The following is a 25,906-nucleotide window of genomic DNA, read 5'->3' as shown; positions in this document are numbered from 1 at the left end:
AACACCAGATCCAGAAAAACCTGGAACACCAGATCCAGAAAAGCCTGGAACACCGGATCCGGAGAAACCTGGAACACCGAATCCAGAAAAACCTGTAACACCAGATCTAGAAAAACCTGTAACACCAGATCCAGAAAAGCCAGGGACACCGAATCCAGAGAAACCTGAAAAAGAATTACCGAAGACAGGGCAGAAAATGCCTGTGGAACCATATATGGGAGCACTTCTTGTAATGATGAGTTTTGGGTTACTCGTATTAGGTAGAAAACAGCAGAGATAATAAAGGTGAAAAGGTATCCTCAAAGTATTTGAGGATACCTTTTTTAGCATAAAAAAAAGCATCTAGCAAAAGTACTAGATGCAAATAAAAACACAAGGGAAGACAAAATTCTTCCCTTTTCCCGTATGTAATTATATCAAAAAATTTATAAAAAACTAGCTATATTTAAAATATAATTTTTAAAAAAGTTATATACATAAATAATTGCAATACGCGCAGTTTTATCTTTCTGAAAAATCCATTTCTTTAATTTCGAATATTAAGACTAATGTTGATGAATCTTCAGATAATTAGAAAAAATACCCAAAAGGATATATAATATTGCTTAATAAATAATTTTAATGAATTACATATATTTCATTTGGTGTATTAATTGAATATCATAATTTTAAATTTTATTAAGCAAGAATCTCGGTTACTTATTGCATTTCTAACATAGGGTGAGATAGAAAAATACAATAGTGTGGAGGTTTTTATAATGACGTTTGTTCTTAGTAAAATGAATGGGTTTAGCATAGAAGAAAAGGTACATGAATTTGAATCTAAAGGATTCCTTGAAATCTCAAATGAAATCTTTTTACAAGAGGAAGAGAATCATCGTTTATTAACACAAGCACAGTTAGATTATTATAATTTGGAAGATGATGCGTACGGTGAATGCCGTGCTAGATCTTATTCAAGGTATATAAAGTATGTTGATTCACCAGATTATATTTTAGATAATAGTAATGATTACAATTGAGTGTTTTTGAGGAAAAGCACCTGTCCTTTTTTTAGGCTGGTGTTTTTCTCACTATAAACCGAGTTTTTATTGGAGGGGGATTAATTTGCTTCAAAAGAGTTTTAAGCAAGAGAAAACGGTACCGGCCTTAAAGATGATAGCATCAATGGTTATCTTTGGATCAGTTGGATTTTTTTCTGTTCAAACAAACTTACCTTCGTTTGAATTAGTGTTTGTAAGGTGTATTTTTGCGACAATATTTTTAAGTGTATGCTGGTTGCTTACAGGGCAATATAAACAAGATAAATGGGAACGAAAAGAAGTTATTCAAGTTTTAATATGTGGTTTTTTCTTAGTATTTAATTGGGTTTTCTTATTTAAAGCCTTTGAAAATATGTCAGTTACCATTGCTATCTCAGTTTATCATCTTGCACCAGTAATTGTACTGTTAATTGGAAGTATCGTCTTTAAAGAAAAATTAACATTCATATCTATCATTTCAATAATTGTGTGTTTTGCAGGAGCTTTATTAATTGCTGGTATTGATGGAAGCTTCTCTGTCGACTCATTAATGTCTTCAGGTATGATATGGGGATTTCTTGCGGCTCTCTTTTATGCATTTACAACTTTATTTGGTAAAGGGATTAACAAAATGAGTGCGTATGCAATGACATTTTTACAAACATTCTTGGGGATATTTCTTTTAATACCATTTATAGATTTAGATGCTTTTAGTGGCCTCACTCAAAGTAATTGGACATATATTATAGCTACTGGTTTTATTCACACAGGGATAGTATATTATCTGTTTTTTGATAGTTTACGCTATTTATCTACAAAAACCATCTCAATATTAGTTTTTTTAGATCCGGCAGTGGCAATATTATTAGATACTGTACTTACTGGATTCCGTCCAACTTTAATGCAAATAACAGGAATTCTTTTTATTTTTATTGGCATGACTTTAACATTAAAAAAATCTAAAGATAAAAAACTAAGCCAAAAAGAAAAGCGAATTGAAAGCGATGCTAGTATATCTCAACAATAATGAAATACATTGTGTATAAAAAGATAAACCTTGCATGAATCATGTAAGGTTTATTTTAGTTCAATATAATTCATATTTATAATACATAATTTTCAAGACTGAGGTATGTGTTTCTTTAATATACTTTTGATTCAACTATTTTCATTTGACTATAAATTTACAAAAATGTATATAAAATCTTATTTTTTGATAATATATAAGTAATAAATTCATAGAATTGGAGTGATGAGATGCAGCCGTTAGAAAGGGAGATTCATTCTAATATGCTGAAAGTGTGGAGGATGCACGCTTTAATTGGGGCGGTAGTTATACTAACAGTCGTAATTGCGTATTTCTTTTTTATGATTAACTTTAACTGGTGGGGCTGGTTGTTCGGACTATTAGTAACAGGAGCTATTACATTTATTCCCCTTGATTATTTTGTGTTTCCAAATTTACGTCAACGCTATTATAGTTACAGATTAAATGAAGAAGAGATTGAGATTCAAAAGGGAATGTTTGTTGTAAAACGCGTACTTATTCCGATGATCCGTGTGCAGCACGTAACGATTGAGCAAGGGCCGATCATGAGAAAGTATAATTTAGCAGAATTACATATTTCAACAGCCGCAACTTCTCATAGTATTCCAGGTTTAACGAAAGAAGAAGCAGAACAGCTGAAAAGACAAATTGGAGAACTTGCGAAAGTGAGTGATAAGGATGTATAAGAGGCAACATCCGATTACGATATTGTTAGGTATTAGGATTGCGAGTTTGTTGCCACTTATTATTCTTGTTTTATTTAAACCTGATGAACAAGTGGAACCTTGGTATTTATTTTATCTTTTTCTTCTGGTTGTTTTATTCATCATGGCTATTTTTTCAGCAATTAAATGGTATTTTAAAGTGTACTGGATTGAGAATAATATTTTACATATAAAGCACGGTGTTTTTGTAAAGAAGGAAAGCTATTTAAATAAAGAGCGTGTACAAAATATTAGTACGTCTTCTAACATCATTTATCAAATGCTCGGACTTATGAAGTTAAATATAGAAGTAGCCGGTGGTGGTAATGAACCAGAAGTGATGTTGGCTGGTATTAAAGAAGACGAGGCAAAACATTTAATTTCTTTATTACATAAGAAAGAAACTACTGTAAAAGAAGAAATAGAAGAGGAAGAAAGCAAGACGGTTTATCAGTTAACAGCGAAAGAGGTTTTAGCCGCAGCGATTACATCTGGTCGGTTCGGACTAGTGTTCTCTGGACTGGTACTTCTTTACACAAAGTTTGATTTTGTTCTTCCTGAAGGATTCACAAGTAAAGTAGAAGCGTATGTGATGGGAAACGGTGTTTATAAACTAATTGTAATTGCATTAATTTTAATGGCAATTTCGTGGATTATTTCCACGGCTGGATATGTGTTGAAATATGCAAACTTTAAAATTGAGCGAAAAGGGGAAGAGATTCGTATCGTTCAAGGATTATTTGAAAAGAAAGAGTTTGTCTTAAAATTGCACCGCATTCAAGCGATTACTGTAAAAGAAGGTATGCTTCGCCAGCCGTTTGGCTATTGTGCTGTTGAAGTGGAAGCAATTCAAAGTATTGGAGCAGCAAGTAACGAAGTAATGTTGCATCCATTTATGAAGAAAAAAGATGTACAGCACCTGATCACATATTTAGAGTTACCATATGAAATCGAAGCGGAGATCGTTCACTTACCAAAAACAGCGTTGCGTCGTTATTTCATTATGGGCTGGTTAATAAGTATCATACTCACAGTTCTAATTGCCAGCGTGAGTATATATTTTAAACAATATATTGCGTTGTTTGTTATTTTACCGTTATTTATCGTGTTTTCGTTACTTGCGTATGCTAGATATAAAAGTGGCGGTTATGAATTAAGAGAAAATCAACTAACGGTTGTATATCGTAATTTTTCGAAATATACAGGAATAATGCGAAGAAGACATGTTCAAGCAGTAGGTTATAATCAATCGTATTTTCAAAGAAAAGATGAATTATGTACAACTTTTGTAGCGGTAGCTGGGCGCGGTTATGAAGTAAAGCATATGAGAAAAAAAGATTCACTTCGTATATATAATTGGTACAAAGAAAAAGGAAACACCGGTGTGTAATGGTGTTTCCTTTTTGTCATTAAATTGATATCTTTAGTCGAATCGTTGATATATTTCAAGATATGATAGATATATTCGGAAAATCGTTGATATATTTCAAGATGTGATAGATATATTCGGAAAATCGTTGATATATTCAAAGATATGATAGATATATTCGGAAAATCGTTAATATAATTTCACGTACTGTTAGTGTTGTATTATGTTTTAATTAAACTAACACATCAAAAGTAGTCACAAAAGATGGACGAGAGAAAATACTCTTTTGCTGTTCCGCATGTGGATGCGCTTGAGCTTGTCCTTCTGCTTGCGTGGGACGTTTTTTATGAGCGTTTTCGAATGAACGTGATTCTGTCCAGTCTTTAAAGTTTTGCTCTGTTTCCCACATCGTTAAGATGACGTATGTATCGTTACTTAATGGACGTAGAACACGGATTGCTTGGAATCCTGGTTCGTTTTCAATAAGGCCTGCGCGGTTTTTAAAGCGGTTTTCAAATACTGGGCGACCTTCGTCTGTGACAGAAATGTTGTTACAAACGATATAGCCAGGTTGTCCTTTAAATTCACCGACAGCATCTAGTACATCATATTGAAGTGAACCTTCTACAGATTCTTCTGTATTTTCTTTATAAAACATATTTTTTTCATCATTTTTTGCAGTGAAATGTGCTTGTTCTAGAGGTGTTTCGTATGAAATAATAGCCTTCATTTTAATGCCCCCTTAATAGTTTGTTTCTATTATATCAACTCTCTTAAAAAACTTCGAAGATTATATACATAAAGATACTTCTTTTTCAAATAATAAATGTACCATCATTTGGAAAGAAGGACGATGTATGAAGAAAGTAAAGTGGACTTTATTAGGCGGCGTCGCAACGTTCGTAGTAGCGATTGTAATCTATAAACTTATCGTGTTAGCTGGTGGCTATATGATGGATGAAAAGCAGCTCGTTTTCCACTCTTCATCACGTATCGTTGACCAGAAAGGGAAAGAAATTACGAAATTATACGTAGAAAATAGAGAGCTCGTACCGATCGAGCAAATTCCGAAGTATGTGCAGCAGGCGTTTGTTGCGGTGGAAGATTCTCGTTTTTATGAGCATCAAGGGATTGATTATCCGTCTATATTCCGTGCTCTTTATAAAGATACGTTAGCTGGAGAGAAGGTAGAGGGCGGTAGTACCATTACGCAGCAACTCGCTAAAAACGTCTTTTTAACTCGTGAAAAAACATTTACGCGCAAATTGAAGGAAGTCGCAATTTCTCTTCAATTAGAGCAAAAATATACGAAGCAACAAATTCTTGAAATGTATATGAATCATATTTATTTTGGTCATGGGGCTTACGGTATTCAAGCGGCAGCAAAGTTGTATTTTAATAAAAATGTTGAGGATTTAACAGTAGAGGAAGGGGCAATGCTTGCAGGCCTTCCGAAGTCACCAAACGGATATTCACCTTATTTTTCCCCAGAGAAGAGTAAGGAACGCCGTGATTTAGTATTGTCACTTATGCATAAACAAGGCTATTTGACTGCCGAAGAAAGCGTACGTTATCAAGGGAAGACAATTGCTCTATATAAAAATTTAGATGAGAATGAGCTTGCATATATGCCGTATATTGATATGGTCATAGATGAAGCCGCTCGTTTATACGGATTGTCTCATCAAGAAGTACTTCGCGGAGGATATACGTTTGTCGTACCTATGGATGAAAAGATTCAAAAGGTAGCATATAACCAGTTTCAAGATGCAAGGAATTTCCCTGGGAAAGAAGAGGGGGCGCAAGGTGCTTTCTTATTAATGGATAATCGTACGGGAGGGATTAAAGCGGCGATTGGGGGAAGAAAGTACGTCCCGAGAGGATTTAATCGTGTTTTTGCCAAAAGGCAGCCTGGATCTGTTTTAAAACCACTTATCGTTTATGCACCAGCACTAGAAACGAAAAAGTATAATCCGTATTCTTTATTAACGAATGAAAGAAATTCTTTTGAAGGGTATGAACCTCGAAATTATAATCATGAGTATTCAAAAGAAATGACGATGTATGATGCGATTTTAGAGTCGGCAAATGTACCGGCAGTTTCTTTATTAAATGAGTTAGGGGTAGAAGAAGGAAAGCAATATTTAGAAAAAGGAAATGTTCATATTGCAGATGCTGGTTTAAGTACAGCGCTTGGCGGATTGAAAAATGGCGTTTCAACATTTGATCTTGTAAAAATGTACCGTTCATTTTTAGCAAATGGAAATATTATCGAGCCGCACGTTATTGATAAAGTATTAAACAGACACGGTGCAGTCATTGGGGAATCTCCAAAAGTAGAGACAAAAATCTTCTCGAAGCAGACAGCATGGTATATGACGAAAATGCTAGAAGGAGTTGTGAAGGAAGGGACAGCAAGAGTTGGTGTATATAACGGTGCGTTAGCTGGAAAAACGGGTACAACTTCATTGCCAAATGACGATAAGGGAGCAAGAGATATGTGGTTCGTTGGTTATACACCGAACTTAGTAGGCGCTGTTTGGATTGGTTATGACCGTACGGATAAGGAGCATCAGTTGCAAGGAGAAAGTGCATCTGCGACAAAATTGTTTAAGAAAATTTTAACGAAGGCTAATGTAGAACATAAAGAGAAGTTTATGAAGCCTGAAGGTGTGGAAACAATCGGCGCTCCGATTCGGCTGCGCAAAATTGAAGATGTAAAAATGAAATTATCATTTAGCCCTTTCGGTTTATTTAAAGCAAAATTAAGCTGGACGCCACTTCCAGATAACAGAATTATGTACCGAATCTATAGAGTGGAGAACGGAATTCATACGCATGTTAGCACTGTAAATGGTGCTGGGGAATATGAGGAAAAGTTCGTTAACATATTTTCAAAACCGAGCTTTTACGTTGTACCATATAATACACAAACGAATCGTGAAGGAGAAAAGTCAAAAGTAGCTAAACCATAGTTTTTCTCTGTGTTATAATAAGAATGTTGTGAAAATAGTAAGCGTTTTTAAGAATGTTTGTGTCAATTTAATGAACAACGTACATAATATTATGCATTTTGTTTTTACAAGCTGTATAGTAAAAAAAGATAAATATCGAACGTATTCGAAGCATTGGTAAGGAAGGGAGCAAGGGTCTTGGTAAGAACTATAAATGAGACATTTTTAAAAGCATGTAGGGGGGAACGTACCGATTATGTACCAGCATGGTATATGCGTCAAGCAGGTCGTTCACAGCCGGAATATAGAAAGATTAAAGAAAAGTATTCTTTATTTGAAATTACACACAATCCAGAGTTATGTGCTTACGTTACAAAATTGCCGGTTGATCAGTATAACGTAGACGCAGCAATTCTTTATAAAGATATTATGTCACCACTACCTGCAATTGGTGTGGATGTAGAAATTAAATCAGGTATTGGCCCAGTTATCGATAACCCAATCCGTTCTTTACAAGACGTAGAAAAACTAGGGGAAATCAATCCAGAAGATGACGTACCGTACATACTAGATACAATTCGTTTATTAACGACAGAAATGTTAGACGTACCGTTAATCGGTTTTTCAGGAGCTCCATTTACATTAGCGAGCTATATGATTGAAGGCGGTCCATCTCGTAACTACCATAATACGAAAGCGTTCATGTATGCAGAGCCGAAAGCTTGGTTCGCTTTAATGGATAAACTAGCAGATATGGTTATTACATATTTAAAAGCGCAAATTAACGCAGGAGCAAAAGCAGTTCAAATTTTCGATTCTTGGGTTGGAACAGTAAATGTAGCGGATTATCGCGTATTTATTAAACCAGCAATGGAGCGTATTTTTGCAGAAGTTCGTAAGATGGATGTTCCAATGATTATGCACGGCGTAGGAGCTGCACACTTAGTGAATGAGTGGCACGACTTACCGCTTGATGTAGTCGGCTTAGATTGGCGCTTACCGATTGAAGAAGCACGTGCACGGGGCGTTCATAAGGCGGTACAAGGTAATATGGACCCTTCATTCTTACTTGCACCATGGTCTGTTATTGAAGAACATGTAAAAAGTATTTTAGATCAAGGGATGAAACAGCCGGGTTATATCTTTAACTTAGGTCACGGTGTATTCCCAGAAGTAAATCCAGATACATTAAAACGTTTAACTACATTTATTCATGAATACTCTAAAGGGCAGTTAGCGAAGTAAAGGAGCATTGCTGTATGAAAAAGAAAATTGGTTTGCTTGTAATGGCATACGGAACGCCATATAAAGAAGAAGATATTGAACGTTACTATACACATATTCGCAGAGGAAGAAAGCCAAGTCCTGAAATGCTGGAAGATTTAACAGAGCGTTACCGTGCAATTGGTGGTATTTCTCCTTTAGCTACTATTACATTAGAGCAAGCTAAGAAGTTAGAGAAGCGTTTAAATGAAGTACAAGATGAAGTAGAGTACCATATGTATCTTGGCTTAAAACATATTGAACCGTTTATTGAAGATGCAGTGAAAGATATGCATAACGACGGAATACAAGATGCAATCGCGCTTGTTCTTGCACCTCACTATTCTACGTTTAGCGTGAAATCATACGTTGGACGAGCACAAGAAGAAGCTGAGAAACTTGGAAACTTAACAATTCATGGCATTGATAGCTGGTATAAAGAGCCGAAATTCATCCAGTACTGGGTCGATGCAGTGAAAGGTATATATAACGGTATGTCAGATGCAGAGCGTGAAAAAGCAGTATTAATCGTATCTGCACATAGCTTACCAGAGAAAATTATTGCAATGGGCGATCCATATCCAGATCAATTAAATGAAACAGCGGACTATATCGCGCGCGGAGCTGAAGTAGCAAACTATGCAGTAGGCTGGCAAAGTGCAGGAAACACACCAGATCCTTGGATTGGTCCAGATGTACAAGATTTAACGAGAGAACTAAATGAAAAGCACGGTTATACTTCATTCGTATATGCACCAGTTGGATTTGTTGCGGAACATTTAGAAGTTTTATATGACAACGACTTTGAGTGTAAAGTTGTAACGGATGAAATTGGCGCGAAATATTATCGTCCAGAAATGCCAAATGCATCGGACGCATTTATTGATTGTTTAACAGATGTTGTATTAAAGAAAAAAGAATCTGTACTGTAAGAAGAAAGGGGGAGCCTGCTTGAGGAAAAAGGTTGTGATCATCGGCGGAGGCATCACTGGATTAACAGCAATGTATAACTTACAAAAAAATATTCATGAAAAAAACTTGCCGATTGATACATTACTTATAGAAGCATCGGGTAAACTTGGCGGAAAAATTCAAACCGTTCGAAAAGATGGATTTACAATTGAGCGCGGACCAGATTCTTTCTTAGCACGAAAAGAAAGTGCAGCTAGATTAGTGAAAGAATTAGGTCTTGGCGATGAACTTGTAAATAATCAAGCCGGTCAATCATTTATCCTTGTAAACAATCGGTTACATAAAATGCCGAATGGATCAATGATGGGAATTCCAACGCAAATTACGCCGTTTCTATTTTCCGGGCTGTTCTCCCCAATTGGTAAACTAAGAGCTGGCTTTGATCTATTAATGCCGAGGTCAAAGCCAGTATCTGACCAATCACTCGGACAATTTTTCAGACATCGTCTTGGAAACGAAGTGGTTGAAAACTTAATAGAGCCGTTACTATCGGGTATTTATGCAGGGGATATTGATGAAATGAGCTTAATGTCAACATTCCCGCAAATGTATCAAATTGAGCAGAAACATCGCAGTATTTCACTCGGTATGCGTACGCTCGCTCCGAAAGAAGAGAAAGCTGAACCGAAAAAGGGAATGTTCCAAACAGTGAAAACAGGTTTAGAATCTATCGTAAAATCTCTCGAAGCAAAGATGCATGAAGGTACGATAATAAAGGGAACTCGCATTGAAAAAGTTGCGAAACAGGGTGATGGTTATACGATTACTCTTAGTAACGGAAAAGAAATAGAAGCGGACGCCATCGTAGTGGCAACTTCGCATAAAGTATTGCCGTCCATGTTTGCTCAGTACAAGCAGTTTCGTTTCTTCCGTAATATTCCATCCACATCCGTTGCGAATGTGGCACTTGCTTTCCAAAAGTCTGCAATCCAGCGCGATATTAATGGTACAGGATTTGTCGTATCACGAAATAGCGATTACACCATTACAGCATGTACGTGGACGCATAAAAAATGGCCACATACAACGCCAGAAGGAAAAACACTCCTTCGCTGTTACGTTGGACGTGCTGGTGATGAAGCGGTTGTAGAACAAACTGAAGAAGAACTCGTTCAGCTCGTACTAGAAGATTTAAGGAAGACGATGGATATTACAGAGGATCCAGAGTTTACAATCGTAAGTCGCTGGAAAGAAGCGATGCCTCAATATACAGTGGGTCATAACGAGCGAATGAAAAAGCTCACAACATTTATGGAGAAAGAGTTGCCAGGTATATACTTGGCAGGTAGCTCCTATGCTGGTGCTGGACTTCCAGACTGTATGAATCAAGGTGAGGAAGCTGCAAAGCGTGTATTATCTCATTTGGAGAAAGTAATAGATGCTGAATTAATCGCACAATAAATTATAAGAAACGCCTTCAATCATATTGAAGGCGTTTCGTTTATTATATAAAATACTTATTCGCCAATAAACATATATAAGTTATTTGGCTTTATAACAGCATCTCCTGCATAAATAACCCAATCTGTTAAGTTATCAAAATCTAAATGATAACTATTTCCTTCACTCATATCGTCTATAAAATATGGTTCATTGATGAGTATTCCTTGAATCAGGTCTTCTGTAATATGTTGCATTTCAAACCACATATGTTCGCTTTTACCCTCTTCATAGGAAACACCAAACTTAGCGAGAAAACGAAACTCTTCATTGGATTTTTCAATTTGAAAAATGTTGCTGAAATACCCGAAAGTATTTTTCGCATTATAAGCCATACGATCGGTTTCACTATTTGTTTTATAGAACATGAGCCCTGTAGCTTCCTCGTGTTCTTTGAAAAAACTTTCAATATATTCTTCTGAAGTATTAAATTTGAATAAGAGAACGGATGGAGATTGATGGTATTCATCTCGGGCATCCATTCCGCCTAAGAATGTATTTTGTGCATCTATTGGCTGTAATTTCACTTCTTCATCCTCGATTGAAGATAATTGGTCCATACTCGTTTTATGCCCTATATAAGATAATCCTTTCTCCCACGGAACAGCGACTGTATGTATAGAACCTTGCTGACTATGCGCGATAACGATAGGCTCATTCATAGGGACTTGTCCATTCTCAACGGCATTATTAGCAAATGTTTGAAAGAGATCGCCAATGCCGTAGTAGGAAGAAATGCGATTTGGAATAATTAACTCTATTTCAGTTACGCCCGCTCTTAAAAGGCCGTGTGTATGAAACCAATATTGCGTAGGCTCGCCTTCTTTATCGTCTTCATAAACGGAATGAATAACGTATAAGTCAGGAATGTCAGGTAATAATTCATTTTCAACGTGATATTCAATATAGTTTCTAGATATCACTTTCATTGCTGCACTTGAATCGATTACAAATAACAAATCTGGGGCGAGGTTCCATAAAAATTGTATTTGCTGGAAAAAGCAGTCGAGTACATCGCCTACAAATAGCGTACGAGTGAAAATTTCAGTACCGAAAGCCGCATATTCAAAATTACGATCTACAATTGTAGAATCTTGTCTATTGTACATTTTATATTCTTCTGGGTCATTCGCCTCATCAATATGCAGTTCATACGGTATGATTGTTTCATCCATATGTAACTCAACAATAAGGCTTGTCTCATCACTATAAACAATTTTTAACTCATCAACTTTAGTAGCGATATTTTCTAGCCGTTGTTTTAACTGCTCAATTGTAATTCTAGTTGGTATAACAGCAATCATATCTGAAAAATGACGTTCTAATGTTCCATTCATAGCTGCGCGGTATGTTTCTGTTTGCACTTCCATGCAATCACTCCTATTCAAATGAATCCATTTTACATACCAATCAAATGTCGATATTTTCTGTTTTCTCTCTCTAACATTATAGAGTGCATTTGTAGAAGGTGTAAAATTATTATTTTGTATTATAGTTTGAAAGCTTGTAAATTAAATAAATCTTTTGTAAAATTTGTCGAAAAATAGTTCTATATAACGAATCATTTGTTATGATAGAAATGCTGAGAAAATATGAAATAGGGAGAGGAAAATGGCTGTGAAGAAATTGTTAAGCGTCTTTTTATCATTCTTGCTATTGCTTTCATTTACTGGAACTTTAGCGCAAGCAGAAGAAACTGCTTCTATGTCAGTAGAAAAAGCAATTCAAGTATTTAAGCAGCAAGGGAAAACGAAGGGGATTGTGGAAGGATATATTGTCGGATATACGCAAAGTTCTTCTAAATATACGAAGGATCCAGCTAAGTTTGATGATACAAACGTAGCAATTGCAGATTCGCCAAACGAAACGAATCCAGACAAAATCATGCCCGTTCAGTTGCCAAAAGGTGATGTGAGAACGGCAGTGAATGTAAAAGATCACCCTGAAAATATCGGGAAGAAAGTTAGTTTGACTGGGACTCTTGAATTATATTTTAGTAACCCAGGTTTAAAATCAGTAACAGCTTATAAGTTTCAAGGTGAAGGACAAAACCGTGTTAGCGATGTAGTAGCTTCACCGAACGGCGGAGAAGTTGCTAAAGGAACAGCGGTAACATTAACGACGAATACAGAAGGTGCAACGATTTACTATACGTTAGATGGCTCTAATCCTACTAATAAAAGTGTTCTTTATAATGGACAAATTATAGTGAATGAAAATAGTGTAGTGAAAGCAATCGCAGAAAAAGAAGGACTTACTTCTTCAGCAATTTCGACATTTTCATTTATTATCGTAAATAATGAACCAGTTCGTATTCATGACATTCAAGGAAAATCACATATGTCTCCTTACAACGGGAAGAAAGTAAACAATGTGGAAGGCGTTGTCACAGCGCTTGATAAAAACGGCTTTTATATAGAAGATAATCAGCCGGATAATGATCCAGCTACTTCAGAAGGTATGTACGTATATAAAAAAGATGCGAATGTAGCAGTAGGAGATCTTATTCAAGTTGATGGAGTAGTAGAAGAATATGTTGGACCAGGATATGCAGAGCGATTTGAAACAGACTTAACGACGACAGAAATTAAGGCGAGTCGCGTTGTTGTAATCGCAAAAGATCAATCTTTGCCAGCACCGATTGTACTTGGGGAAAACGGTGTGAAAATCCCAGACCAGATTATTGATAATGATGCATTCGGTTTATTTGATCCAAATGAAGATGCAATCGACTTTTATGAAAGTATAGAAGGCATGCGTGTTACGATGCCAACACCAAAAGTTATTGCACCTCAGAAAAACGGAAATTTATATGTAACAGTAAAAAATGGTGGAGATAAAATAGTAACACAATATGGCACACCTCTATTAGATGAAAACCAATTAAACCCAGAGCGCCTTTCTGTAAAAGTACCTCGCGATTATGTAGCAAAAGTAGGAGATACTTTCACTGGAGATATAACAGGGGTAGTAGGATATGATTACGGTTCTTTCCGTATTTCGCCAATAACAGAACTGCCAGCTGTAGTGGATGGTGGATTTAAGCAAGTAGGCGCAAATATTCAGCCACGTCTTGATAAGTTAACGGTTGCTACATATAACATTGAAAACTTCTCAGCGAATAAAAAAGAAACAACAGATGAAAAGGTAAAAGCGTTAGCGTATTCTATTAAATACAACTTAAAAATGCCAGATATTATCGGTGTAGAGGAAATGCAAGATAATAACGGATCAATTAATGACGGTACAACAGATGCGTCATTAAGCGCAAAACGTATCATTGATGCAGTGCTAGAAATTCGTGGACCGAAGTATGAGTATGTAGAAATCGCTCCAAACAATAATCAAGACGGAGGAGCACCAGGAGCGAATATTCGCGTCGGCTTCTTCTATAATCCATCACGCGTGAAATTAGCGCCGGTACCAAAGTTACTTGATAAAAATGTTGTTCGTATTGGAGACGAAAATCCATTATTTGAAAGTACACGTAAACCGTTAGCGGCAGAATTTACGTTCCAAGGACAAAACATTGTTGTCGTTGCAAATCACTTAAACTCAAAACTAGGAGATGCAACGCCATTTGGAAAAGTGCAGCCGCTCGTATTAAAAAGTGAAGACAAACGAATTCAGTTAGCACAAGAAGTAAATCATTTCGTGCAAGGAATTCAGAAAAAGAATACGAATGCACCAGTTGTCGTGTTAGGTGATATGAACGATTTCGAATTCTCTAAACCACTAAAAACACTAGAGGGAACAATCTTAAAAGATATGTTAAACACAGTGCCAAAAGAGAATCGTTACACGTACATTCACGAAGGAAATGCACAAGTGTTAGATCATATTTTAGTAACAAATAATATCGCACCACACACAATTGTAGATTCAGTGCACTTAAACTCAAATATAATGAAAGAGCACGGACGTGTAAGCGACCATGACCCAGTACTTGCTCAAATTGATTTGAAGAAAGCTTCTTAAAGAAAGGAACGCTTAGGTGACTAAGCGTTCTTTTTTTGCATCGTTATAGAATAGTATAAAGAGATGATTCCTTTTTTTGTAATCTAATGATAAAATTGATTGAATATTTAGTTTTTTAATAAGGAGGACAACAATGCAGTTACAAATAAATGGAAAGGTAATGAATCAGTTTGCAATCTTTTTTAGTACGATCGTCATGCTTCAGTTTGTAGCTGATATAACAGGACTTACAAGCAATCTAGATATTACGTATAACTTAATACATACAGCAACTTCTTATATAACATTTAGTTTGGCGGTTATTTTCACTTTAATAGGTGCAAGAAGAGAATTAAGTAAATATGCAATTGTTTCATTATGTTTAGTAATAGCGATTAAAGCGATTTATTTTGTAGCGGTTGTTATTTTATGGGGATTGGCAGGTACACCGTAAGTGAATAGTAAATAAAACCCTAATTTCCAATATAGTAAGGAAATTAGGGTTTTATTATACTTGAAACGCTTTTCTGCACCGCTCTCTTTTTTGCAACCTTCTTCTATATTTTTTTCTATCACGTTTTACTCCTTGTATATACATGATTAAGCTAACGAGGAGGAAGAAGGCACATTGTATTGTCAAAATATATGGTGACATGCCATGCAGCGGCTGCCTTGGATCATATAAATGAATAGGTGCTCCGCCTATTGTAGGGAGTACCGTATTTAGCAGGACGTAAGGAATAGAGGTAGTTGCAAATGGAAATAGAAGCGCCATATAGTCCTTTTGGGACCATGCAGATGCAGCAAGTCCTAAAAGAGCCATCAAACCTGCAAATAAAAAATTAATTCCGATATATACAGCAATGTAAGTGATGGGAGAAGTTTCATATAAGTTTGCGAACATCCCGTTATCATTTATAATGCCTGAACCAGCCGTTGGTACTCCGTCTGGAATGGTTAATTTGCAAAATAATAACGATAAGATGAATGGAAATGTATAAAGAAGTCCGCCGCAAAAAAATGTAACGATATATTTCGTTACTGAATAAGAAAATAAAGAAATTTCTTTACTGACAAACGGTTTAAAACCATCGGACTTATCCGAGTTATAACTTGTACTAAAGGGAAGACTTGCAATAACTGGCATTAATAATAAATAAACATCCATTTCATTTCCACGAAATCCAATCCATTTAATATCCGTCGATATAGGTCCATTCGCAGCGTCTCCTAAATAACGAATTACATAATAATAATGATAAATACAAATAAGAACAAATCCACTAAACATAATAATTAAAGAAACACGATTACAAAAAGCTTGCTTTATATTTAAACGAAGCGCATGCATCATGACTGAAAAAGCCTCCACTATTTTGATAAACTTGTCTATTTTCTATATTACTATTAATTGTAAAGATTTTCTTGTTTTTTTATTTGATTATTTGAAAAAGAGGAATTTTGTTGTTGTGAAGTAAGGTTTAGCTGAAATTAATTTTTCTAAAATATGGTTGACAATTAAGTATTACATTTGTAATCTTAATTATAGATTACAAATGTAATACTTAGGAGTGAAACATACGATGACAAATCAATTACCTAAAATATCTGAAGCGGAATTAGAAATTATGAAAGTACTTTGGTCGAATTCTCCACAAACAGCGAATGAAATTATAGAAGAACTGGAAGATGCAATGGACTGGAAACCAAAAACAATCCGCACATTAATTAATCGATTAGTACAAAAGGAAGCCGTTTCTTACCATCAAGATAAAGGGCGAATGTATGCTTATTATCCGTTAGTATCACAACATAATTATTTGCAAGTGGAAACGAAATCTTTACTAAAACGTTTTTGCGGTGCAGCGTTTAAGCCATTACTTGTTAATTTCTTAAAAGAGGAGAAATTATCTTCAGAAGATATTAATGAATTAAAACGCATTTTAGATGAGAAGACAGAGGAGAATAAGAGGAAGGATCGATAAAAATGATAAACACGCTTATAAATGTATACCTTCCTCATTTTTTTGATTGGCTTATAGAAACGTCACTTATGGCTAGCATATTAGTCGGATTTATTTTATGTATAAAAGTTCTATTTAGAAATAAATTAACCCCCCGGTGGCAATATATGCTGTGGATCGTATTAATGATAAGACTCCTTTTACCGTGGTCGCCAGATAGCTCTTATAGCATTTACTCATTACTTTCTTATAGTTCTAGCGTATCGGAAGTTATTCCAAAAAATATGCCGGCTACTGAGAATATAGTGAACATAGAAAGCGACCGAAAAGTGGAATTGGAATCAAATTCTAAAATGGTGACAAAAACTAGCGAACCGGAAGTAAAAGTCAGTTCGGAAAAACAGACTACATTTTCTTTATACAAACTTGCTTTGTATGTGTGGCTAGCTGGGGTAATCATAGTAGCAGCCATCACGTTTCTTACAAATAGACGTTTATATTCTTACATAAAGAAACAACCGGATATTACGGACGAACAGGTCACTACAGTGTTTAATCGCTGTAAGCAGTCTATGAAAATGAAGAAGGCAGTTTCATTACGTCTTGCAGGAAAGATTGCAAGTCCAACGGTTTTTAGTTTCTTTCGCCCGAAAGTATTACTATCAAAAAAACATATGAAAGTATTAAATGAACAACAATTACAATATGTCTTTTACCATGAGTTAGCTCATATTAAGAGAAACGATGTAGCTGTAAATTGGATTATGTACAGTTTAATCCTATTAAATTGGTTCAATCCGATTCTTTGGTACGCCTATTTTTGTATGCGAGAAGATCAAGAATTAGCCTGTGATGCATATGCACTTACTTTTATAGATAAAGAGGAACAAATTGCATACGGTCATACAATTATTACCCTTCTACAACACTATTCCTATCAAGTACCAAGCCTAGCAAATTTAAGTAGAAATAAACGAACGCTAAAAAGGAGAATCGTTATGATTAAAAAGTTTCAAAAGAAATCGTATCGTCTTTCTTTACTTGGGATTATTGCTATAGTTGCTATAGCATCCCTTTCTTTATTCAACGCACGTACAACGGAAGGAAAAGAAAAGCAAGAGGATAAAGTAGAGCAGTCAAAGGATGCTTTCCAAAATGCTGTAGATACATTATTTGGTACAGAGGAAAAGGCGAGAAAAGAGTGGGGAATGTCAAACTGGCAATATGAAAACCGAACAGCCTTTTTATATCATGCTGAAAAAGCTTTAACAAAGGAAGAGTTTGAGAATTATGTGCAGTTATATAAAGAGGTATTACAGATCGAGAAAAAAGGATTAGTTAGATTAAACTTACCTGAAAATTTCCAAGGGGATATAAAAGAGGTGAAAGAAGAGCGCTTAAGTACAGAAAATCGTGAAAAATTAAAAGAAATTCGTAATAAAACAACTCCTTATGAGGATAAGGTAGGGAAGTATTTAACATATACAGTTGAAGAAGTGCAGCAACATGTTGATTTCCAAATTAAGAGGCCAACTTATACAATTAAAGGATATACCCAAAAAGACGAAAGGGTGAATTATTATCTTAAGATAAAGCCGGAATTCACTATTGAATTAGAATATACGAACGGAAAAGGAAATTATACAATTTCTCAATCGCAAGTTTTTGGGGAAAGCAAAGACCCATTTAGCCACCAGTTTGTAGTGCCTGAAAATATAGAACAGTACGAACTAGAAGGGAATCAAATATTCTACGCTACTCATCACTCGGATAGTAATTTACAAGGTATGAAGATGATTGTTCCAGCAAAAGGGAAAAATAGTGCATACCAAATCGTTATTATTAATCATAGTTTAGAGAACCAAGGAGAAGCAGTATTCGATAAGAATGTAAATAAAGAAGAATTAGAGAAAATTATGCTTTCTATGTTGAAATAGCAAAAAGGTGTTCTTAAGATGTATATCTCTAGAACATCTTTTCCTTTTCTCTTTTCTTCTGATAAACTATGGACAGTATGATATACACTGACTGGAATTTTTTTATACTGGAAATAATAAAAAGAGAACTTGTATAGAATGTAAGCGTGTGGTAATATCAAAGATGTACTGATTGACTATATTATCCAATTGGTCATTTTTGGAGGTGACAATGTGGCGATAGATCGAAAACGTTCTATTATTGAAGCTGCAACAAAGTCTTTTTCAGCGTTCGGTTATAAAGCAACAACGATGGATCAAGTAGCGAAGTTAGCGAATGTAGGAAAAGGAACGATTTATACTTTTTTCAAAAATAAAGAAGAGCTATTTGGTGAAATTATTTCTAATTTAATTACAGAAATGAAGCAAGTTGCAGAAAGTGCAATTCGTTCAGATGTTTCATTTTTTGAAAATGTACATAGAGCATTATACAGCATCTTGGAATTTAGAAAAGAACATCAGCTCATGATTAAATTAATTCAAGAAGAGCGCGATATGGGAACGAAAGAAGTACAAGAAGTTATGCAACAAGTTGATGTGGAAATCGTTTCTGTTATTCAATCGTATTTAAAGATTGCGATTGAAAAAGGTGAAATTAGCAAATGTGATCCAGAAATTACAGCATTTATTATGCTGCGTCTATATGTATCGCTTATTTTTGATTGGGAAAAAAATCACGAACCGCTAGAAAAAGAAAAAATTGCAGAGTTATTTGAACTTTATTTATTAAAAGGATTGTCAAACTAAGATAATCCTTTTAATTTTATAAAAAATGACCAAATGAACAATGCGGTCATATATTTAAGTTAAGGGGGGATATAGAAAAATTATAATCATAATAAGAAAAAGTTGCATAGTAATAAATTCAGGGATAAGGCATATGTATGAACAAGTATAGCCTTTTTGTTTGGGTAAAAATGACTATATGAACATTTTGGTCATTTTATAAAAAGGGGGAGAAATTATGAAAGGGAATCAGTTACTTCGGAAAGAGTTTACGGAAATTATAAAAAGTAAAAAAATATTAATTCCAATTATTGCGGTCTTATTCGTACCGATTTTATATGCAGGGATGTTTTTGTGGGCCTTTTGGGATCCGTATAAACAGTTAGATGACCTACCAGTTGCAGTAGTCAATTTAGATAAAGGCGCAGTATTTGATGGGAAACCAATTGAGGTCGGAAAAGGGCTCGTTGATAATTTAAAAGATAATAAAAGTTTTAAATGGGAGTTCGTAAGTGAAAAAGAAGCGAAGAAAGGAATGGAAGGTAGAAAGTATTACATGTTAGTGCGCATTCCAGATGACTTCTCAAGTAACGCTACAACGTTACTAAAAGACAATCCAAAGCCATTAAACTTAGAGTACATTCCAAATGAAAGTTTAAACTTCTTATCTTCACAAATTGGAGGAACAGCCATTGAAAAGATTAAAACTGAAGTATCAAGTACGTTAACGAAAACATATGCAGAGAAAATGTTCGATTCTATTAAAGACGTCTCAAAAGGATTAGCAGATGGATCAGAAGGGGCAAGTAAACTACACGACGGATCAAGTGAATTGCATGATGGTTCAAGTAAAGTGACGGATGGCCTTCATACACTTCAAGGGAAGTCTGGGGAGATGAAGGATGGAGTTCAGAAATTAGCGGATGGATCTAATAAATTAGTAGATGGGTCAGGCAAAGTAACAAACGGTTTAAATGTGCTAAATAGTAAAACAGGTGAAATGCAGGTAGGTATAGGGAAATTAGTAGATGGGTCAGGCAAAGTAACAAATGGTTTAAATACACTAAATAGCAAAACAGGTGAAATGCAGATAGGTATAGGGAAATTAGTAGATGGGTCAGGCAAAGTAACAGATGGTTTACATGCATTAAATAGCAATGCAGGTATTGGGAAACTAGTAGATGGATCAGGTAAAGTAACAGATGGTTTACATGCATTAAATAGCAATGCAGGTATAGGGAAATTAGTAGACGGATCGGGCAAAGTAACAGACGGTTTAAATACGTTAAATAGTAAAACGGGTGAGTTGCGTGATGGATCTGAGAAAGTGACCGGTGGCTTGAACAAATTAGTAAGTAAATCCGGTGAATTAAAAACAGGAACAACGGACCTATCAAATGGTATGGGAAAACTCGTTGAAGGGCAAAGCCAATTAGAGGAAGGTTCTCAAGCGATCCAAAAGGGATTGCAAGAGTTAAATAGTAACGTACAAAAGTCTGCTGCAGGCTTAGAGGAAATGCAGTCGAAAGTTCCTTCTATATTGAATACAGTAAATGAAAAAATAGATGGAGCTGGGGCGAATGTAAATCAGTTAAATGAACTTACACAATCAACAGCAGGAGATGCAAAAAATGCAGCACAAGAGGTAGCGAATTTACAAAAGCAAATTGAAAGTTTACCAAAAGAATATCAAGAGCAGTTACAACCGTTCATAACAAGTGCTGTAAAAAGTACAGCGACAGTTCAGCAAAAGGCTGCCGGAGTAGCAGGTGGAACAAATAAACTAAATGAAGAAGTAAAACAATTAAAGGGCGAAATACATCAAACAACAAATGGGTTGCAAAAAAACTTACCAAATCCAGCAGGGATAAAAACTCTAGCAGGTGGTATTGAGAAACTAACGAGCGCACAAAATGAATTTGTTAGTAAGTTTCATGGATTTGGTGAGGGATTAGATAATGCAAAAATAGGTGCCGATAAATTAAAAGATGGATCAGTTCAATTAATTGATGGAGTAACGCAATTACAAAGTGGCTCTGGAAAAGTGACAGCAGGATTAGGTCAATTATCTGCAGGAGTAAATCAATTAGCAGATGGGTCTGGTCAAGTAACAGGCGGTTTAGGAACATTATCTGTAGGAGTATCCAAATTAGCAGATGGGTCTGGTCAAGTAACAGGCGGTTTAGGGACATTATCTGTAGGTGTAACGAAATTAGCAGATGGCTCAAGCCAAGTAACAGGTGGTTTAGGAACATTATCTGCAGGAGCAAACCAAATGGCAGGTGGCGTAAATCAATTAGCAGATGGTTCAAGCCAAGTAACAGATGGTTTAGGAACATTATCTGTAGGAGCAAACCAAATGGCAGGTGGCGTAAATCAATTAGCAGATGGATCTAATCAAGTAACAACTGGCTTAGGTACTCTAAATGGTGGCCTAAATAAAATGTCAACCGGCTCAACCCAGCTAATCGACGGAGTAAATAAACTAGCAGACGGATCAGGAAAAGTAACTGATGGACTAGTGAAAGTAAACGATGGTTCAGGTGAACTTGCAGAGAAACTTGGCGAAGGAGCAGAAAAAACTGGTGAAGTAAAAGGGACGGATAAAACGTATGATATGTTTGCAAGTCCTGTAAAAGTGAAGACGGAGAAAATGGCGGAAGTTCCAAACTACGGAACTGGATTTACGCCGTACTTCTTATCACTCGGTTTATTCGTTGGGGCATTACTATTATCAATCGTATATCCATTACGTGATACAGTCGGCGTTCCGAAATCAGGGTTTAGTTGGTTTATTAGTAAGTTCGGCGTACTACTATCAGTTGGTATTATTCAAGCGATAGTAGCAGATGTTATATTACTGTTCGGATTGGGTGTAGAAGTACAAAGCATTCCATACTTCATACTCTTTAGTATCATTACAAGTTTAGCATTTATCGCATTAATTCAATGTTTAGTAACAGCATTCGGTGATGCAGGCCGTTTTATCGCCATCATCACATTAATTATGCAGCTTACAACAAGTGCTGGAACATTCCCGTTAGAGTTGATTCCGAAGTTTTTACAACCATTCAATGCTTGGTTACCGATGACATATTCTGTATCAGGACTGAAAGCAGTCGTATCAAGCGGAGACTTTGACTTCATGTGGCAAAACGTAGGGGTGCTCATGATTTTCATTGTTGTATTATCACTTGGAACAATTGCATCCTTAACTTGGATGCACAAACGACAATTTAGAAATATTGCGGAAAATCAATCGATTGAAGCTTAGAAAAAAGCACCTTTTTGGTGCTTTTTTATTTTAATAGAGGGCATCTTTTCCTTAGTTCATCTATAAATCTTTCTAAAAGCTATAGAAACGAAAGAAAAGGAATTACAACAATTTACAGAGAAACATAGGGTAGAGGAGTTGATATGATGAAAGGCAATCTTACTTATTATTTTATCGTAAATCCGCTAATAATCTTTCTTGTTTATGCCCTTTCACCTATATTGTTTGATAAAGAAGTATATACAAGTATGAAAGATGCATTTGGAATACTTACGTTCTATTATGTGTTAATGGGTGGATATTACTTTATTGATATTTTAAGTGAAAAGATAAAGAAAAAAAGTGATGGAGGATAACAAAATGACTGAAAGTGAAATGAAATTCCGGGATACGACCATTCGTAACTTTTTCGATAAAGAGGATCGTTTAAAATCGATTCCAGGTCAAAAGAAGAAAAAACTAGTATTGTTAGAGCATTTAATTAGCAAGTTAAATGCTGAAAATCAATATACAGAAAAAGAAATTAATACATTTATAAAACAATATCATGATGATTTTTGTACAATTAGACGTGAATTTATTGTACAGGGGTTTATGAATAGAGAGGATAATATGTACTGTATAAACGGGAGAGAAGTTTGGACGAAGTGGGAGGAGTTAAAATAATGAATCAGCGAGGGGATCCCCGCTGATTATAAGCCTGTGCTAGTCTTGCTGTTTCTTTGTAGTAAGTCTATGAACGCTTCAACATTCGAACTTGTAATGTATCCAAGCGTTATATGTTCATCTTCATAGTAAAATATTATTTTTTTGTCAAAGATTCTTCTCTTCGTTTCTATGGATAGAATTTTTTCATAATCAAATTCGGCAATGAATGTGTTTTTATATTGGCTAAAAAAGAGAAGTCTTTGATTAGTAGCAAGTAACATGCCAGGATACGGGACTTTATGCGTAATCATATAGCCAGTAAGTGAACATTTTAAAGTAGATAAAATTTTTTCTTCTTTATGTAATAGTTGTTTTGCAGCTGTTAAGATTGGATTCATTGTATACATTCCTTTTATTTTGATATATGAATATTGTATCAAGAGTAAAAAGATTCTCAATATGTAATATTGCATATTGGCCGTTTTATAGTTGTAATATTATTTTTAAAAAGAAAAAGTACGAGGTGATTCAATGATACGGTTAGTAAAAGAGACTGATGCAGAAGCAATTATGAATATTAGAAAAGAAATTATATTATCGGAAACTACTACAAAATTTTTCATAGTATCCCCAAAGAAGTTACCGAATGATATGAATGCAGAAAGAGAAAAGATACGGAAAAGTAATGAGAAAGGTAATCTTTATATCGTGTATGAAGTAGATGGGAAGGTAGTTGGCTTTTTAATTTTCAACCGATATGAACTAGAACGGTTACAACACGCAGGCACAATGGGAATGGGGATTAAAGAGGCGTATTGTAATCAAGGCATCGGCACGAAATTAATTGAATTTCTTATTAGTTGGGCGAAAGGGCAGAAAGGTTTAGAGAAAATTTGTTTAGGTGTAGTTTCTGTTAATGATCGGGCAATTAAAGTGTACAAACGTATGGGCTTTGTAGAAGAAGGCAGACAACGAAAGCAAATAAAGTATGAAGATGGATCATATGGAGATGACGTATTGATGGGGTTTTATATTGAATAAAGGATATATGGTATTAAGAAAAGGAATGTACATAACGTAAATTTCTAAAAGCAGTATATTGCCCATGCATTAACAGACTTTTACCTATGTATAATATTAATATAGTAAAATCATAACAACCGATATTGCAGTTTCCAATAATATACTATATAATCAATTTAAGAAAACGTTTTCATGCAAAGGGGGAGAATTTCGTGTCGACTATAGAGGACGTGGCGAAATTAGCGGGGTTATCAAGGACAACGGTTTCTAGGGTGATTAATAATCATCCATATGTTTCAGATGAGAAGAAAAAAAGGGTTCAATTAGCAATGAAGCATTTAGGCTTCGTTCCTAATTCTGCGGCGAGAAGGCTTCGTAAACAAAAAACAGAAACAATTGCGGTGCTCGTTCCAAGGATTACAAATCCTTTCTTCAGTAGATTTATCGAAGCAATCGAGATTGCTGCTTCTGAACATAAATATAAACTGATTATTTGTCAAACAAGATATTTACCGGAAAAAGAGATGGAGTATTTACAATTATTATCTACGAAGCAAGTAGATGGGATTATTCTATGTTCACTAGAAAATCCGTGGGAAGATGTAGAGCCATACTTACAGCATGGTCCAATCGTGTTGTGTAATGAATATATTGAGGAAGCAAATATTCCAACAGTGAAGTTTGATCATGCGCAAGGAGCATACATAGCTGCGAAGCATGTGTTAGATCAAGGATATCGTAATCTTATTTTTTGCCGTGGTAACGAAACCAAAGTCGTTAGCCAGCAGCGAAAAATGGGCTTTTTACGTGCAATAACTGAGAAGAGCCGCCAAGTAGAAGCGATTGACTTTCTTGAAAACGCTTTCTCTTGGGAGGATGGAAAACGAATATTCCATGAAGTATTAAAGGACAAAAAAAATCCTACCGCGATTTTGGCAGGAGGCGATGAGGTAGCAGCTGGAATTATCTCAGAGGCGAAACGCCATAACTGGAGCATTCCAGATGATCTCGCTGTTATCGGTTTTGATAATCAAATATTATCGCAGATTACAGAACCAGGTATTACGACAATTGAACAGCCAATTGATGAAATGGCCCGAAAAGTTGTCGACCTAATGATGGATAAAATCCATACGAAAAATTATCGAAAAAAAGAATTGTATGAGTTTGAACTGGAGCTCTTGGTGAAAGGTTCAACGATGAAGGATAAGATGTTATTAGCCTAGTAGACTATGTCTGCTAGGTTTTTTTATGTTCACAAACTACTATTCTTCGTGAACGCAATCGTCACATTTGTTATGGTATGCTTCGTGTTGCTCATCAATTTCTTTCCCACAGTGCGCACAAGTTTTCGTCGGTAAATTTCTGAAAAACTCCATTGGTTGATCGATCATGTCAATCCCTCCATTTCCATTTCTTACTATCATTGTATTAGTACAAAAAATAAAAGTCAACAACTGTTTTATAACAAAATTGAAAATTAATGAAAAAGTTTAGGAAATGGATTATAGTTAACAATGTAGGATGTAAGTAAAACATGCATTCCTACTCGGTTTTAGAAAGGAT

Annotated in this window: 23 protein-coding genes and 1 pseudogene; 19 read left to right on the top strand and 5 right to left on the bottom strand. The window is 35.4% G+C overall.

Features of this window, described 5'->3' with window-relative positions:
- The 5 genes and pseudogenes from BLT20_RS30885 to BLT20_RS02485 all read left to right on the top strand — a co-directional run.
- Positions 1-280: LPXTG cell wall anchor domain-containing protein (locus tag BLT20_RS30885; protein ID WP_256331949.1), on the top strand; the 280-nt coding region annotated here is incomplete at its 5' end.
- Between the two features lie 478 nt (positions 281-758).
- Positions 759-1,016: pseudogene (locus BLT20_RS02500) on the top strand (hypothetical protein); the annotation flags it as partial.
- A 91-nt stretch (positions 1,017-1,107) separates the two neighbouring features.
- Positions 1,108-2,049, top strand: a complete 942-nt coding sequence (locus tag BLT20_RS02495) for a DMT family transporter (RefSeq protein WP_000939622.1) — start codon at positions 1,108-1,110, stop codon at positions 2,047-2,049.
- Between the two features lie 230 nt (positions 2,050-2,279).
- Entirely contained in the window at positions 2,280-2,756 is a 477-nt protein-coding gene (locus BLT20_RS02490; protein WP_001182728.1) for a PH domain-containing protein, read from the top strand.
- The gene (locus tag BLT20_RS02485; RefSeq protein ID WP_000278130.1) at positions 2,749-4,164 is read left to right on the top strand and encodes a PH domain-containing protein; all 1,416 of its coding nucleotides are present in this window, start codon (positions 2,749-2,751) and stop codon (positions 4,162-4,164) included. The genes BLT20_RS02490 and BLT20_RS02485 overlap by 8 nt, the downstream gene beginning before the upstream one ends.
- Before the next feature lie 211 nt (positions 4,165-4,375).
- On the opposite strand, the gene hmoB is transcribed toward BLT20_RS02485, so the two are convergent.
- Positions 4,376-4,873 (bottom strand): heme-degrading monooxygenase HmoB, encoded by a 498-nt coding sequence (hmoB, locus tag BLT20_RS02475; protein ID WP_000644063.1) that lies wholly within the window; start codon positions 4,871-4,873, stop codon positions 4,376-4,378.
- Between the two features lie 127 nt (positions 4,874-5,000).
- Here hmoB and BLT20_RS02470 point away from each other — a divergent pair, with 127 nt between their 5' ends.
- The 4 genes from BLT20_RS02470 to hemY all read left to right on the top strand — a co-directional run bounded on the left by BLT20_RS02470 (position 5,001) and on the right by hemY (position 10,733).
- Positions 5,001-7,118 carry a transglycosylase domain-containing protein gene (locus tag BLT20_RS02470; protein WP_000756284.1) on the top strand — a complete coding sequence of 706 codons (2,118 nt, stop codon included), beginning with the start codon at positions 5,001-5,003 and terminating at the stop codon, positions 7,116-7,118.
- A 177-nt stretch (positions 7,119-7,295) separates the two neighbouring features.
- Positions 7,296-8,342, top strand: coding sequence for a uroporphyrinogen decarboxylase (gene hemE / locus BLT20_RS02465; protein WP_033684308.1), 1,047 nt, complete (start codon positions 7,296-7,298; stop codon positions 8,340-8,342).
- Positions 8,343-8,356: 14 nt separating this feature from the next.
- Positions 8,357-9,292, top strand: coding sequence for a ferrochelatase (gene hemH, locus BLT20_RS02460; protein ID WP_000726775.1), 936 nt, complete (start codon positions 8,357-8,359; stop codon positions 9,290-9,292).
- A gap of 19 nt (positions 9,293-9,311) precedes the next feature.
- Positions 9,312-10,733: a protoporphyrinogen oxidase gene (hemY, locus tag BLT20_RS02455; RefSeq protein ID WP_001228071.1), complete on the top strand. Its 1,422-nt coding sequence runs from the start codon at positions 9,312-9,314 to the stop codon at positions 10,731-10,733.
- Positions 10,734-10,789: 56 nt separating this feature from the next.
- Here the strand turns inward: hemY and BLT20_RS02450 are convergent, their stop codons facing one another.
- Positions 10,790-12,142 carry a DUF4026 domain-containing protein gene (locus BLT20_RS02450; RefSeq protein ID WP_073339313.1) on the bottom strand — a complete coding sequence of 451 codons (1,353 nt, stop codon included), beginning with the start codon at positions 12,140-12,142 and terminating at the stop codon, positions 10,790-10,792.
- Between the two features lie 241 nt (positions 12,143-12,383).
- On the opposite strand from BLT20_RS02450, the gene BLT20_RS02445 reads away from it, so the two are divergent.
- On the top strand, positions 12,384-14,750 hold the full coding sequence (locus tag BLT20_RS02445; RefSeq protein WP_000279275.1) for a DUF6359 domain-containing protein: 2,367 nt from the start codon (positions 12,384-12,386) through the stop codon (positions 14,748-14,750).
- Positions 14,751-14,883: 133 nt separating this feature from the next.
- Positions 14,884-15,183, top strand: a complete 300-nt coding sequence (locus BLT20_RS02440; protein WP_001176850.1) for a hypothetical protein — start codon at positions 14,884-14,886, stop codon at positions 15,181-15,183.
- A gap of 54 nt (positions 15,184-15,237) precedes the next feature.
- Here the strand turns inward: BLT20_RS02440 and BLT20_RS02435 are convergent, their stop codons facing one another.
- The gene (locus BLT20_RS02435) at positions 15,238-16,083 is read right to left on the bottom strand and encodes a hypothetical protein (RefSeq protein WP_000972006.1); all 846 of its coding nucleotides are present in this window, start codon (positions 16,081-16,083) and stop codon (positions 15,238-15,240) included.
- A 229-nt stretch (positions 16,084-16,312) separates the two neighbouring features.
- Here BLT20_RS02435 and BLT20_RS02430 point away from each other — a divergent pair, with 229 nt between their 5' ends.
- The 6 genes from BLT20_RS02430 (at position 16,313) to BLT20_RS02405 (ending at position 23,335) form a co-directional block, all read left to right on the top strand.
- Positions 16,313-16,714, top strand: a complete 402-nt coding sequence (locus BLT20_RS02430) for a BlaI/MecI/CopY family transcriptional regulator (protein WP_000184504.1) — start codon at positions 16,313-16,315, stop codon at positions 16,712-16,714.
- A gap of 2 nt (positions 16,715-16,716) precedes the next feature.
- A complete protein-coding gene (locus BLT20_RS02425) occupies positions 16,717-18,630 on the top strand; it encodes a M56 family metallopeptidase (protein WP_033684311.1) in 1,914 nt (637 codons plus the stop codon).
- A 213-nt stretch (positions 18,631-18,843) separates the two neighbouring features.
- Positions 18,844-19,416: a TetR/AcrR family transcriptional regulator gene (locus tag BLT20_RS02420; protein ID WP_000963381.1), complete on the top strand. Its 573-nt coding sequence runs from the start codon at positions 18,844-18,846 to the stop codon at positions 19,414-19,416.
- Positions 19,417-19,633: 217 nt separating this feature from the next.
- The gene (locus tag BLT20_RS02415; RefSeq protein ID WP_000678080.1) at positions 19,634-22,669 is read left to right on the top strand and encodes a YhgE/Pip domain-containing protein; all 3,036 of its coding nucleotides are present in this window, start codon (positions 19,634-19,636) and stop codon (positions 22,667-22,669) included.
- Between the two features lie 143 nt (positions 22,670-22,812).
- Positions 22,813-23,025, top strand: a complete 213-nt coding sequence (locus tag BLT20_RS02410) for a hypothetical protein (RefSeq protein ID WP_001986098.1) — start codon at positions 22,813-22,815, stop codon at positions 23,023-23,025.
- A gap of 4 nt (positions 23,026-23,029) precedes the next feature.
- A complete protein-coding gene (locus tag BLT20_RS02405) occupies positions 23,030-23,335 on the top strand; it encodes a DUF2087 domain-containing protein (RefSeq protein WP_000140291.1) in 306 nt (101 codons plus the stop codon).
- 26 nt (positions 23,336-23,361) lie between these two features.
- On the opposite strand, the gene BLT20_RS02400 is transcribed toward BLT20_RS02405, so the two are convergent.
- Entirely contained in the window at positions 23,362-23,715 is a 354-nt protein-coding gene (locus tag BLT20_RS02400) for a PH domain-containing protein (protein ID WP_001068218.1), read from the bottom strand.
- 133 nt (positions 23,716-23,848) lie between these two features.
- Here BLT20_RS02400 and BLT20_RS02395 point away from each other — a divergent pair, with 133 nt between their 5' ends.
- Both BLT20_RS02395 and BLT20_RS02390 read left to right on the top strand, forming a co-directional pair.
- Positions 23,849-24,358, top strand: coding sequence for a GNAT family N-acetyltransferase (locus BLT20_RS02395; RefSeq protein ID WP_000620467.1), 510 nt, complete (start codon positions 23,849-23,851; stop codon positions 24,356-24,358).
- A gap of 194 nt (positions 24,359-24,552) precedes the next feature.
- Positions 24,553-25,566, top strand: a complete 1,014-nt coding sequence (locus tag BLT20_RS02390) for a LacI family DNA-binding transcriptional regulator (RefSeq protein ID WP_000103715.1) — start codon at positions 24,553-24,555, stop codon at positions 25,564-25,566.
- A 39-nt stretch (positions 25,567-25,605) separates the two neighbouring features.
- Here BLT20_RS02390 and yhfH read toward each other — a convergent pair whose 3' ends face one another.
- Positions 25,606-25,734, bottom strand: a complete 129-nt coding sequence (gene yhfH / locus BLT20_RS02385; protein WP_000567010.1) for a protein YhfH — start codon at positions 25,732-25,734, stop codon at positions 25,606-25,608.
- Positions 25,735-25,906 lie beyond the last annotated feature (172 nt).

Source organism: Bacillus sp. cl96 (genome assembly GCF_900100505.1).
Taxonomy (GTDB): Bacteria; Bacillota; Bacilli; order Bacillales; family Bacillaceae_G; genus Bacillus_A; species Bacillus_A cereus.
The sequence above is the reverse complement of the archived record's forward strand: the minus strand, read 5'-3'. Positions and strand labels throughout refer to the sequence as shown.